13 protein-coding genes are annotated in these 12,306 nt (G+C 58.6%); 6 read left to right on the top strand and 7 right to left on the bottom strand.

Going from position 1 to position 12,306, the window contains the following annotated elements:
* Positions 1-196: 196 nt before the first annotated feature.
* Genes clpX through tig form a run of 3 tightly spaced genes read right to left on the bottom strand, consistent with a single transcriptional unit; the run spans position 197 to position 3,476 of the window.
* Complete coding sequence (clpX, locus tag QEH57_RS05560) at positions 197-1,501, bottom strand: ATP-dependent Clp protease ATP-binding subunit ClpX (protein WP_309005698.1); 1,305 nt, start codon at positions 1,499-1,501, stop codon at positions 197-199.
* A gap of 15 nt (positions 1,502-1,516) precedes the next feature.
* A complete protein-coding gene (gene clpP, locus QEH57_RS05555) occupies positions 1,517-2,113 on the bottom strand; it encodes an ATP-dependent Clp endopeptidase proteolytic subunit ClpP (RefSeq protein ID WP_309005697.1) in 597 nt (198 codons plus the stop codon).
* A 58-nt stretch (positions 2,114-2,171) separates the two neighbouring features.
* On the bottom strand, positions 2,172-3,476 hold the full coding sequence (gene tig / locus QEH57_RS05550; protein ID WP_309005696.1) for a trigger factor: 1,305 nt from the start codon (positions 3,474-3,476) through the stop codon (positions 2,172-2,174).
* Between the two features lie 206 nt (positions 3,477-3,682).
* On the opposite strand from tig, the gene QEH57_RS05545 reads away from it, so the two are divergent.
* From QEH57_RS05545 to QEH57_RS05520, 6 genes are all read left to right on the top strand, one after another.
* Positions 3,683-4,354, top strand: a complete 672-nt coding sequence (locus QEH57_RS05545) for a hypothetical protein (RefSeq protein ID WP_309005695.1) — start codon at positions 3,683-3,685, stop codon at positions 4,352-4,354.
* A complete protein-coding gene (gene alr, locus QEH57_RS05540; RefSeq protein WP_309005694.1) occupies positions 4,351-5,508 on the top strand; it encodes an alanine racemase in 1,158 nt (385 codons plus the stop codon). Before QEH57_RS05545 ends, alr begins: the two co-directional genes overlap by 4 nt.
* A 279-nt stretch (positions 5,509-5,787) precedes the next feature.
* Complete coding sequence (locus QEH57_RS05535; RefSeq protein ID WP_309005693.1) at positions 5,788-6,285, top strand: hypothetical protein; 498 nt, start codon at positions 5,788-5,790, stop codon at positions 6,283-6,285.
* Between the two features lie 128 nt (positions 6,286-6,413).
* Positions 6,414-6,914, top strand: a complete 501-nt coding sequence (locus tag QEH57_RS05530; protein WP_309005692.1) for a low molecular weight protein arginine phosphatase — start codon at positions 6,414-6,416, stop codon at positions 6,912-6,914.
* Between the two features lie 36 nt (positions 6,915-6,950).
* Positions 6,951-7,913: a DUF368 domain-containing protein gene (locus QEH57_RS05525; protein ID WP_309005691.1), complete on the top strand. Its 963-nt coding sequence runs from the start codon at positions 6,951-6,953 to the stop codon at positions 7,911-7,913.
* Between the two features lie 7 nt (positions 7,914-7,920).
* Positions 7,921-9,669: a hypothetical protein gene (locus QEH57_RS05520; RefSeq protein WP_309005690.1), complete on the top strand. Its 1,749-nt coding sequence runs from the start codon at positions 7,921-7,923 to the stop codon at positions 9,667-9,669.
* Between the two features lie 23 nt (positions 9,670-9,692).
* On the opposite strand, the gene QEH57_RS05515 is transcribed toward QEH57_RS05520, so the two are convergent.
* From QEH57_RS05515 to QEH57_RS05500, 4 genes are all read right to left on the bottom strand, one after another.
* On the bottom strand, positions 9,693-10,487 hold the full coding sequence (locus QEH57_RS05515; RefSeq protein WP_309005689.1) for a TatD family hydrolase: 795 nt from the start codon (positions 10,485-10,487) through the stop codon (positions 9,693-9,695).
* A 125-nt stretch (positions 10,488-10,612) separates the two neighbouring features.
* Positions 10,613-11,032: an SRPBCC family protein gene (locus tag QEH57_RS05510; protein ID WP_309005688.1), complete on the bottom strand. Its 420-nt coding sequence runs from the start codon at positions 11,030-11,032 to the stop codon at positions 10,613-10,615.
* Between the two features lie 158 nt (positions 11,033-11,190).
* Positions 11,191-11,589 carry a biopolymer transporter ExbD gene (locus QEH57_RS05505; RefSeq protein WP_309005687.1) on the bottom strand — a complete coding sequence of 133 codons (399 nt, stop codon included), beginning with the start codon at positions 11,587-11,589 and terminating at the stop codon, positions 11,191-11,193.
* Entirely contained in the window at positions 11,586-12,143 is a 558-nt protein-coding gene (locus QEH57_RS05500) for a MotA/TolQ/ExbB proton channel family protein (RefSeq protein ID WP_309005686.1), read from the bottom strand. Before QEH57_RS05500 ends, QEH57_RS05505 begins: the two co-directional genes overlap by 4 nt.
* Between the last annotated feature and the right edge of the window lie 163 nt (positions 12,144-12,306).

Below are 12,306 nucleotides of genomic sequence, written 5' to 3'. Positions count from 1 at the left end.
GGACCCTACAACGGTCCACCGCCATTGGGCAGCATCTCTACCCGGATGCTGCCCTTTATTTTGCCCCGTAGCGCGGAGCCTCAGCCCGCGACCGCAGCGCCATATCCAGCGTGCTCGCTACAGCTCCACCCTACGCGCAACAAAAAAGCCGCCCTTAGACTGGGCGGCTTCGTAAAGTTTAGTATCCGGCGTTCAACTACGCTGCATCCTTCTTGGACTCGGACTTCTTGAAGACAGGCTTCTTCTTTCCGAGAACGACGTCGCGGTTGATGACCACTTCGTCGATATCGTCGCGATCCGGAATCTCGTACATGATCTCCAGCGTCAAGTTCTCCATGATGGAACGCAAGGCGCGGGCGCCCGTGCGCAGCTCGATCGCCTTTTCCGCAACCGCCTTGATCGCGCCAGGGGTCAGGTTGAGCTTCACGCCATCGATCGCGAAGAGCTTGGAGTACTGCTTGATGATGGAGTTCTTGGTATTGAGTAGGATGTTTTCCAAGTCCTCCACGCTGAGCTGCTCGAGCACGGAGACTACGGGAAGACGCCCGATGAACTCGGGGATCATGCCGAACTTAACCAAGTCTTCCGGCTCGATCTTCTTCATGACCTCTTCGCCGGAAAGCTCTTCCTTCTTGCTGGCCCCGAACCCGAGGGTCGATCCGCCAGAACGCTTCGAGATCACCTCGTCGAGGCCGACGAATGCGCCGCCGCAAATGAAGAGGATCTTGGAAGTATCGACTTGGATATACTCCTGGTTCGGGTGCTTGCGCCCACCTTGCGGCGGTACGTTGCAGGTCGTGCCTTCCAGAATTTTGAGCAAGGCTTGCTGTACCCCTTCTCCGGATACGTCGCGAGTTATGGAAACGTTCTCGGTCTTGCGGCCGATCTTGTCGATCTCGTCCACGTAGATGATACCGCACTCGGCACGCTTGACGTCGTAATTAGCGGACTGGAGCAAGCGAAGCACGATGTTCTCCACGTCGTCGCCCACGTAGCCGGCTTCCGTCAGCGTAGTCGCGTCGGCGATAGCGAAAGGCACGTCCAAAATGCGTGCGAGGTTGCGAGCCAGGAAGGTCTTGCCCGACCCCGTAGGGCCCACCAGCAAGATGTTGCTCTTGTCGACTTCCACGTCCGCGTACTCCGAGGGTGGAGCAGCGATCACCGCTTCCTCGTCTCCATCCGCGCGCCCCACCTTCCCGACCTCGAAACCGAGTCGCTTGTAGTGGTTGTAAACCGCAACGGAAAGCACCTTCTTGGCGTGGTCCTGCCCGATGACATGCTGGTCGAGCACGGCCTTGATCTCGGTCGGCTTGATCAGCTTGAAGGCTGGCTTCTCTTCGTCGGACTTCTCTTCCCCACCGAGCTCGCGCTCGATGATGGTTTTGCATACCGACACGCAAGCGTCGCAGATGTAGACGCCGGGACCGGCGATCATTTTGCGAACTTCCGACTGCGATTTGCCGCAGAAGGAGCAGAGTGTCATGCGAGAGGATTTAGCCATCTAGAAAGGTTACCTTTAAGCCTTGGGATTGTTTCCGGTGTAAACGTGGTCGATTACGCCGTAGTCGAGCGCTTCCTGGGAAGTCATCCAGTAGTCGCGATCCGAGTCCTTCTGGATGCGCTCTACCGGCTGGCCCGTTTTTTCCGCCAGTACCTTGTTCAACGTTTCGCGCCAGCGGATGATTTCCTTGGCCTGGATAGAGATGTCGGAAGCTTGTCCGCCCGCGCCGCCAGATGGCTGGTGGATCATGACGCGGCTGTTCGGCAAGGCGTAACGCTTACCCTTCGTGCCGCCAGCGAGCAGGATGGTGCCCATGCTCGCCGCCATACCGATACACCACGTAGAGATCTCACAGGAGAGGAAGTTCATCGTATCGTAGATCGCCATCCCTGCGGTGACGCTGCCACCGGGGGAGTTGATGTATACGTTGATGTCCTTCTTGGGATCCTCCATCTGGAGGAAAAGCAGCTGGGCGATGATGGCGTTCGCTATCTCGTCGTTGATGGGCGTACCGATAAAAACGATACGGTCCTTCAAGAGACGGGAGTAGATATCCATGCTACGCTCGCCGCGTCCGGTGTTTTCAATAACGTTGGGTAAGTAGTAAGACACGTTGGGTAATGTAATTATATGCGGATTGCCACCTAACTATCTAGGCGTCGGCTCGTCACTAAGCCTCGGAGACCTTAGCCTGATCGACCAAGAATTCAAGAGTCTTATCGTATAAGAGGGACGACTGAATGCGACGAACTTGCTCTTGGTCCTTGCGGAGATCCTTCACGATCGCGTCTGGCTTTTGACCGGACTGGTAAGCGCGTTGCATGATGAAACGGCTCATGTCCTCATCCGTCACTTCGATCTCCTCCTTCTGGGCGATCTGGGTGAGGATCAGCTGAAGCTTAACGGCTTCGGCAGCAGCGGCGCGAGACTCGGCGTGAATCTGCTCCTTGTTTTCCTCGAGCTTTTCTTGGGACACGCCTTGGCGAACGTTGTTCTGCACAACCTGACGCATCGCCATCTCCGTTTCGTAGTCCACGAGGCTCTCTGGCAGAGGAATCTCTACCTTGCCTGCGATCGCTTCCGTAACTTGACGGCGGATGTCGGCGCGGCGGTCCTGGGACTTCTTTCCCTTAACCATCTCGGTTACGCGCTTCTTGAATTCGTCGACGCTGTCTACGCCTTGCGCCTTGCAAAACTCTTCGTCGAGAGCTGGCAACTTGCGCTCGCGCACTTCCTGAACCTCAACCGCGTAAACGGCCTTCTTGCCCTGGAGCGCTTCCACGCTGAAATCCGCGGGGAACTCGACTTCGATCTCCTTCTTGTCGCCCGTCTTGAGACCTTCGAGCCCGTCGCCCAATCCTGGGATCAGGCCATGCTCGGAACCGATCTCTTCCCATGTTTGCGGCATCTTCGCGTAAACCGGCTTCTCAGGAGCGATCTCGCTAATAGGCTGCCCATCGATGGTGCCTTCGTGGGAAAACTTGACGTAGTCGCCCTTGGCCGCTTCGCGCTCGACGGGAGCGAACTCTGCCCGCTCGGAACGGATACGATCGATCGTTTCCTCTACGTCGGCGTCGGAAACCTCCTCGGAGATGCCCGTAACAGGAAGTTCCTTGTAGTCCGTGATTTCGAACTCGGGACGGACGTCGACCGTGAACTTGAGCTCCGCGTCCTGGTCGGCGGCAATATCCGCATCCGCGAGATCAACGACGTTGATGAGATTGAGCTTCGCTTCCTTGGTACCGTCCTGGTAGGCCTTGGAGATCACGCGCTGGCGCAGCTCGTCCTTGATCTGCTTGCCAAAACGCTGGCGGATCATGTTGACCGGAGCCTTGCCTGGGCGGAAGCCAGGGATTTTCGCCTGCTTGGAGAACTGCTTGAGCAGCTCGGCCTCTTCGGCAGCGATTTCGCTAGCTTCGAAAGAAACCGCGAGGGTTTTACGGGTATCGTTGACGTCTTGTATGTCGATTTTCACAGCGTATTGCGGGTGTCCAGGTTTCAGTTAGCCGGAGAAAATCGCGCAAACTAGAAGACATTTTTCCAGTCGGTCAATGGAATTAGGCCACTCTGCGAGCAAAAGCCGTACCCAGGTCCGCAAGCGACTCTCTCCCGCTCCGCGAAGCTTTAGCCAATTCGCGCTTGTGCGGCGCCGCTTTCGCTGCTGACTCTGCTTGCTCGAAAATGTCAGACCAATCACCGGATTACCCTCTACTCGTACTCGATACCTCGTCCCGCACGACCTGGGTCGGCCTCAAGCTCAGCGCCCGCGAACTCATCTCCCGTTCCGAGGAGCAGGATCCCAGCAAAACCCTCTTCAAGCTCGCCGACGCCGTCCTCGCCGAGGCTGGCAAATCCCTCTCCGAACTCGCTTCCATCGCCTTCTGCGCCGGCCCCGGCTCCATGCTGGGAGCCCGCACCGCCTCCATGGCAATCCGAGCCTGGAAAGGGATCGGCATCCCCGCCGCCCAATCCGTCTTCTATTATAATAGCCTGCAAATCGGAGCCCTTATCGCCGCCGAGCAGCTGGACTCGCGCGGCCTCGTCGTTACCGATGCCCGACGCGCCGCCTGGAACGCCCTGCCCTTCCCCTTGGACCCTGCCAGCGAACTGAGCTTGATCGCCAACGAGGAACTCGAGAGCCGAGAAGGAACCATCGCGAGTTTCGCGGAATTTCCCAGCTGGACAAAAACGGCCGCCCGCCTCACGGAGCTGAGCTACGACCCGAGCCCCATCTTCCAACAGGAAGCCTTCCTCCCCTTGCTGAGCCCGACCCGCGAAGCGAGTCCGCTAACGGTTCGCAGCAACGAATACAAGAAGTGGGACGCCAAAATCCACTCCGCCCGGGAAGCATGAACGGACTCGACCAATTCCCGCGGCGCTGCTGGGCCGAGATCGACCTCGCCGCCCTCGAGCGCAACCTCATCGCCATCAAGGCCGCCCTGCCGCCGCACATCCGCTACATCGCAGTCGTGAAAGCGGACGCCTACGGCCACGGCATGCACCAAACCGTCGCCCGCCTCATGCAAGCCGGCATCGACATGTACGGCGTGGCGAACGTCGCCGAAGCCGCTACCATTCGCGAAATCGGCGGCACCGGCTGGTCCATCCTCGTCCTCGGAGCAACCCTGCGCGAAGAAGCCCAGTTCCTCTTCGAATACGACCTCATCCCTACGCTCTCGAGCGTCGAAGAAGTGGAGTTTCTCGACGCCATGGCAGCGGAACGCGGCGCCACCCTCAAGGTTCACCTCAAGATCGACACCGGAATGGGACGGCTCGGCATCTGGCACGAAAACGCCGCCAGCTTGTTCGACGCCCTCAAGGCCGCCCAACACCTCAAGCTCGACGGCATCTACACCCATTTCGCCCACGCCGAAACCGACGTCGAATTCACCGAACGCCAGCGCCGACGCTTCATGACCGCCATCGCTGCCGTGGATTGGCTCCGCCCCGAAGAGCTGCTCATCCACGCCGACAACAGCGCCGGCCTCAACAGCTTCTCCCGGGAGAGCGCCTACAACGCCGTTCGCATCGGCCTGCTGCAATTCGGAATCACGCCCTACGCCCAATCCCTCTTCGCCAAGGTCCCAACCACTCCGATCTTCAGCTTCAAAACGCGAATCTCCATCGTCAAAGACCTGCCGGCCGGTACCGAGATCAGCTACGGAAGGACTTGCCGCCTGAAGCGTCCGAGCAAGATCGCCATTCTCTGCGCCGGCTACGGCGACGGCATTCCCCGCGCTCTCAGCAACAAGGGATTCTGCCTCATCCAAGGCCAGCGCTGCCCCTACCTCGGACGCGTCACCATGGACCAGACCATTATCGACGTAACGGACCTTGACACCCTCCCCCAAGCCGGAGACGAAGTCTGCCTGATCGGCACCCAAGCGGACGGCGAAATAAAAATCGAACAGTTCGCCCGCTGGGCCGGCACCATTTCCTGGGAGATCCTTTGCTCCATCACCAAGCGGGTCCCACGCATCTACAAAACCTCGATCGCCACCGGATAAAATTTCGCAGCGAAAATTTGGAACCAAGTCCGCCCAGCAATTACTGCAGGGGAGCTAAACTTCGCTGGATCCACTTTCGTAAACAATTGCGCTACAGCGCATTCGGCTATCGTAAATTTAAGGTGGAACCATTTACGCACTTTCTGAATCCGCTACCGAAACATCTCCGTAAAGCCTGCTGTACTACCAGCGTAAGAAAAACGTTGATCTCTCAACTATTTACGTATTTCTACCAGAACATCTCTTTTTTTTAGAGCCGAAATCACAAAGACTACAACCATGCTACGCTCTTCCCTCTCGAAGATAATCCTGATCGCCATCGTCGCGGCAACCCCGTTGCTCAGCCACGCTGCCCCCTCGAAGCAGGCCAACGAAAGCGCCCTCGTACTCACGAGCTCCAGCAAACAGCTGAACAAAGCGATCCAGCAAATCATCGCGACTCGCCCTCCCGTCGACGATTTCGGCGTGGTCCTGGCGAACATCCACGACTTTCCAAAAGAACTCGTACGCGAAGCGAAATCCGAACTCCAGATCTCGGACCGCCTGCAAATCATCAGCATCGAAAAGGGTTCCCTCGCCGAGCAGCTCGGACTCAAGCCAGGCGACCAGCTGCTGCAAATCAACAGCTTCTACGTTTCCCGCGGCCAATCCGCCCTCAAGCAATTCGCGGAACGCGTCGAGCCTGCCGTGGAGTGGGACGGAGAAATCACCACCACCATCATCCGCGACGGCTTCGGACAAAACCACTCGACCGCCGCCCTGCAAAACAACGGCTAGAGACGAGACGACGACTTTGCAACGAAGTGCCCTCCATCGCGAGGGCACTTTTTGCGTCCGAAGCAAATCCGTAGCCTGATAAAATCGGCTGTTTACAGAGCCCCTTCTTGAGCTAGCTTCGAACCAGCATGCCCGACACTCCCAACGAAATCGTATTTGTCTGTACCGCGAACACTTGCCGCAGCCCGATGGCCGCCGCCCTCTTTCGCCACGCCTTGGACGCGCAGGACAATCCCTTGAGCTCGCTCAAGGTTTCCTCGGCAGGCGTATCCGCTTTCCCAGGACAGGCAGCCAGCGAAAACTCGGTAGACGCCCTCAAGAAAGTAGGCATCGACCTGAAGAACCACAAGAGCCAAGGCCTCAGCCAGGAACTGGTCGACAACACCCTCGCCTTCTTCTGCATGACCGACTCCCACCTCGCCATGCTCAACTACCAGATCGACCCTCCGCCCCCCAACGCCTTCCTCATGCGCCAGTTCATCGGCGACGGCATCGACGACCAAATTCCCGACCCCTTCGGCGGCAACCTACGCCAATACGAAGCCTGCCGGGACAGCATGGTGGAAGCGATCCCCTCCCTGATCGAAGTCGTCAGAAAGCTGCACGAAGCTGCCAGCTCCGCCAAGTAACGAGCCACCTTCCCGCCACCGCGAACCAACTCAGCAATGGGCTCCTACATCATCCTCTTCCTCAAAGGCATCGCCATGGGCGCGGCCAACGTGATCCCGGGCGTCAGCGGCGGCACCATCGCCTTCGTGACCGGCATCTACGAAGAATTCATCGACAGCCTCAAGGCCTTCGACCTCAAGGCCCTGCAGCTCGCCCGCCAATTCCAGCTCGGCGAATTGGCCAAGCACCTGAACCTCGCCTTCCTCATTCCCCTCGGCCTCGGAGTCTTCGTTAGCCTGCTCTCGTTGGGCAAAGCCCTCGACTGGCTCTTCACGCACCACCCCGTGCTGGTCTGGAGCTTCTTCTTCGGACTTATACTGGCCTCCGTCTACTACGTATCCAAAAACATACGACAACGCTCGTTTTCCGTCTACGCGAGCTTCGCAGCGGGAACCTTGGCAGCGCTCGCCCTCGCCTTCCTCAAGCCAGCCGAGGAAAACGCCGCCTTCTACTACATCGCCATATGCGGCGTGGTCGCGATCTGCAGCATGATCCTGCCTGGCCTTTCCGGATCCTTCGTGCTTATCCTCATGGGCAACTACCAGCTCGTCATGCTGCAAGCGGTTCCCAACATGGCGGAGTCCCTTCTCACCGTCGACTCCGAGGCGATCCTCAGCAACCTCCAGATCGTCGCCCCCTTCGCCATCGGCGCCGTCGTCGGATTCATTATTCTCTCCCGAGCAATCTCCTACCTCCTGCATAACTTCCACGACTCCACGCTCAGCATCCTGACCGGATTCATCCTCGGCTCGCTCGTGATTATCTGGCCCTGGAAAAACGAACTCCACCTCACTGACGAGTTTGGAGTGTTCGTCCTGAAGGACGGCGAAAAGATCGTGCAAGGCTACCAGTGGTTCGTTCCCTCCTTCAGCGACACCCACACCTTGATCGCGATCGCCCTCATCCTCTCCGGGATCGTAGCAGTCGCCCTGCTGGAAATGTCCGCCAAGAAAAACTAGGACTCGCATGGGAAAGAAGACCGCCATCGGAACCCTGCTTCTCATCGGGTTCCTCGCCGCGAGCTACTTTCTCTACTCCTACTTCGTCGGCTTCGAACGCCCCTCGCTGGCCCGCAAGCTGCCCGCCGACACCTACGCCTCCCTCTCGGTTCGCCACCTTCGCAAGCTCGGACTCGCCTTCGCCACCGACCAGCAACTCCAAGCATCGGTACAAGTCGTACAAGCGATCGGAAAAATCCTGGAACGCTCGTTCGCGTCCTTCGAGTTCCCCGGCGACAAGCCGGAGGTCGACGAGGCGCTCCTGCTGGCCCTCTCCCAACACTTCAAAACCCAGCTCGCCCTCGCCGCGCTCCCGCCCCCCAGCGAGACATCCGCTTCCATCGAATACGCCCTGCTCTCCGACTTCTACGGACAGGAAGCCGACTTTCTAGAAACCCTCGACGCCATCACCCTCCAGGCCGCCACCTCCTCCGGAATCGAGATCGGGTGGCAAAACGAATCCTGGAACGGCATTCCCTACCAAATCCTCTCGCCCTCCCTCGCCGCCCTCGATCCAGACCTGCCTCCAAGCACGCTCTGCTGGGCCATCTTGGACGGAACCTTCTACCTCTGCACCCACCCGCAAACGCTCCAAAAACTGCTCGCCCACGCCGTCGCCCCGCACGCCAGCCTCGCCGACGCCCTCACGAAACACGAAATCGACAAGCACCTCGGAGCCGCCGACATCACCTTGCTCGTCAACAGCGCCCCCACCCTTCAACGAATCGCCTCGGACCTACGCGCGGACCTGATCCGCTCCGGCGGCATCGCCGCCAGCTTCTCCCCTCACGCCTTCATCGATGCCCTCGAACTCGACCACATCGATTCCCTCGCCGTGGCTATGCGTTTCACCGGCGATCGGGCCGCGTATTCAGGAATCACATACAGCTCCGAGATTCCGCTTCTCAACACGCTCGTCCCCAGCGACAAAACCCATTTTCCACCGCTTGAGAATACCCCCATCTACTCCTATGAATCCTTGGAAATCGACACCGGGAAAGCGCTTCTCGAGATAAAGAACGCCTTTCTAAAGGCCGCCCCGCTCGCCGCCTTTCCCTACATCGGCCTTCGATCGAAGATCAAGTACGACAGCGGCTTCGACCTCGAAGCGTCGCTGCCCAAAGCCTTCGCCCCTTCCGTCACCTACCTGCAGACCGTGGACTTCGGAACCGGCAAAAACGAATTCGGCCAAACACAGGAGCAGGTTGTATTCGATTTCGCATACAAGTTCGAACTCACCGCCGACCGCAGCCTTCCGACCATCCTCGACAGCCAACTCCCAAGGCTGATGCAAGCGACTTCCCTCAACGCCTACCAAGAGGATGGAATTTTCTACCTCGATCGCAATTGGGACACGACACTCACCAGCAACCGCTACGCCTTGTCCTACCACGGCAACTCCATCCTCTTGGGAGGCGGCACCCTCAAGAGCTTCCACGCCTTGCTCGGACAAAAGGAAGCTGCCCAGGAAACCAGCGAGAGCGATTCCCCCTCCCCCACAAGAGTCGGCAACGGCGCCCTTTCGGCCCGCAAGCTGCCCGCCAGCCTCTTCCAACTCACCGCCGTTCTCTACCAGCAAGTAAACAACACGCAAAACATCCCCACCGCTTTCATGGACTTTGACTGGAGCAGCCTCGCCATCCTCGAACAGGAACGGGAGTCAACGAGCTACCACACCCCTAGCCAGCTTTACCGCGTTTCCCGACAAATCGACTAGTCCCCTTCAAAACCGAACAAACGCTAGTCGCCGCAAAAAAACGTCCGATAGTTCGCTTCGACCTGTTCGACCAGCTCCTCCAAGGGCATTTCAAACAGTCGGGCCACGAACTCGTAGACATGCACGATGTTCGCCGGATGGTTCGCAGTTTCGTCACGGCCGCAACGATACATGCGCTCCCGCTCCGGCCCGCGCATATCCGGAGCATCGGTCTCGATAAGCAAGCGATCCAAGGGTATTTCCCGCAAGGCCGCCCGCTGCTTTTCCTTTTTCTCCAGCTCGAAACACCCGGAAATCGAAAAGTAAGCGCCCAGCTTCGCGAAGGGTTTCACCATTTCAGCAGGCCCACCGTAGGAATGCAAAAGGAAGCCCCGCTCCGGAGCCGACACCTCGCTCAAAAGCTCTTGCATGCGTCCCCAAGCCCGTAGGCAATGTATGGATACAGGCAAATCTCGCTCCCGAGCCTGGGCGAATTGCCAAAGGAACGCCGGCTCTTGCTTCGCCAAATCGTGGCCTTCGATCCAACGATCCAATCCAATCTCACCCACGCCGGCTTCCGGGTAGTAGTCCCAAAGTTGCGAGAGGATCAGTTTCCAGTGAGTGGCGACCTCGTTCACCTTCCACGGATGCAATCCAAAGGAAGGTTTCACCAAGGCCGAATCGCGGGCCATCTCCGCTACTGCGTCCCAATCCTCCGGCCCCGTCCCGTTGACCACGACCTCCTCCACGCCAAGCCGATCGTACAAGGCAAAGATCTCGCCTTGGAAGCCAGCGAGACGCTCATCCTGCAGGTGGCAATGCGCGTCGTAATATCTCATTGGAACGAGTAAATCTATTTTCCGCCAAAGCGCGAGCAATCCCGCAAAGCGGAACGCTCCAGACGCCTAGGCCTTGCGCCGCAGAAAAAAGCGTCCCTCCGAGAAAACCGCCTGGGGCTTCCTGCCTAAAGCTCGGCCAAAAACGCCTCGAGCCCGTTGAGCCCTTCCTCGAAAAAAGCTTCCATCTGCTCGTCTTCGTCCTCCGGCTCGTCGGTCATCAAGCGGCCTTGCCACGAGATGCGGCTTCCCGCTTCGCAGGCTTCCACGCTGATCTTCGAGCGGTAACGGAAGTCAGACCAAAGCCCCTGCACCACCTGGAAGTGAAACTCGTCGCGCTCCTCATCCTCCCAATACTTCTCGATGAGTTCGGATTCGCCCCCCGCGATTTCGGCGCGGCGAAACTGCAAGCCCTGCTCCTCGAAGATCGAAACCTTCTCGATCCAAGGGTGCCAATTCACGATCAAGGCCGGCGCCGAGATAAAGCGCAGCACCAATTCCTTTTCATAAGGAAGCTCACGTTCTACCGATGCACCGAGTATTTTCATTTCTTGTGGGAAGATTTTGGCCAGATACGCCAGAGGAACCCAGCTTTCGCCGAGGTCCACTACCCTTATCGGCCAAATCGCCCGCCCCTTTCACCGGAACCCTAAAAAAGTCGAAAAATCCAGTCGGCCAGCCAGCGGCGGCGCTTGCTCCGCCTTTTCTAGCGCGACTGCAGCCGGATCTTGCTCAAGCCGTTCAGGCGACAAGCGTCCATCACGTCCGTCACCGTTTCGAGCGGGGTCAAATTATGGGCGCGGATCAAGACCGGGATATCGTTGCTCAAGTCCGAAAGCTGAGAGATCACCGCCTTCAGCTCCGCCACCTCCACCGGCTTGGTCTCCAGATAGATCACCCCGTCCTCGTCGATGCTGATCTGGATCTTGTCGGGAAACTCGTTCTTACCGGCCGACTCGATGCTCGGCAGGGTCAGGTTCAAGGTCGTCATCTCCTTGAACTGCATGCTCACCAAAAAGAAAAAGATCAGGATCGTGAGCACGTCCATCAAAGGCACGACGTTGATCGTCGGCTTGGAACGCTTTCGTGTCAGCAGACCGCTCATGAGTCCTTCAGGCCCAGCTGCTCAAGCAGCGACTCGATCTGCACCGCAAAGGTCTCCACCCGGCGCTGGAAGTAGCTGTTCGCGATCAAGCAAGGGATCGCAACTGTCAAGCCCAGCACCGTCGTGGTCATCGCCATGGCGATCCCCTTCGTAAACAAAGCCGGTTCCGGCAAGCCCGTATCCAAGGACACGTTGCCGAACACCGTGACCAAGCCCGTCACCGTGCCCAACAAGCCGAGCAGCGGCGCCGCCCCGACCACGATGTCCAAAAAGACCAGACCCCGCTCCATGCGGTTCACCTCCAGGCGAGCGTAGGCCCTCACGGCCCCCATGTCGGCTTCGTGCTTGTGCCAATAGCGAAGGATGCGACCAAAGGCGGAACTGTGCTCGCCGGCCCCGCGGCGCCCTTCCGTCGCTTCGTTGAGAAGCTCGTCGGGCAGGATCGCGCTGCGGCGCAGCGAAAAGAGGCGTTCGCAGATCACGAAAACGCCCACCAGGGAACAAGCTAAGAGAGGAAATATAAAAATCCCGGCGTCTTTGAGGATATCAGGCATAAGCGTCGAAACGAATAAGGGATGCAGCAGACTTCCGCTGCGCAAACAAAAGACTCCAATGCGCAGCGCATGTTCAACAGAAAAACGCGGCCGGCAAGCCGCCCCTTCCGCCCACGAATGCGAAACGAAAAAAGGCCCGAGGGCGTCTGCCCTCGGACCTGTA

This window comes from Pelagicoccus sp. SDUM812005 (genome assembly GCF_031127875.1).
Classification (GTDB): domain Bacteria; phylum Verrucomicrobiota; class Verrucomicrobiia; order Opitutales; family Opitutaceae; genus Pelagicoccus.
Note: the sequence above shows the minus strand (reverse complement) of the source record. Positions and strands in the feature narration are given on the sequence as shown.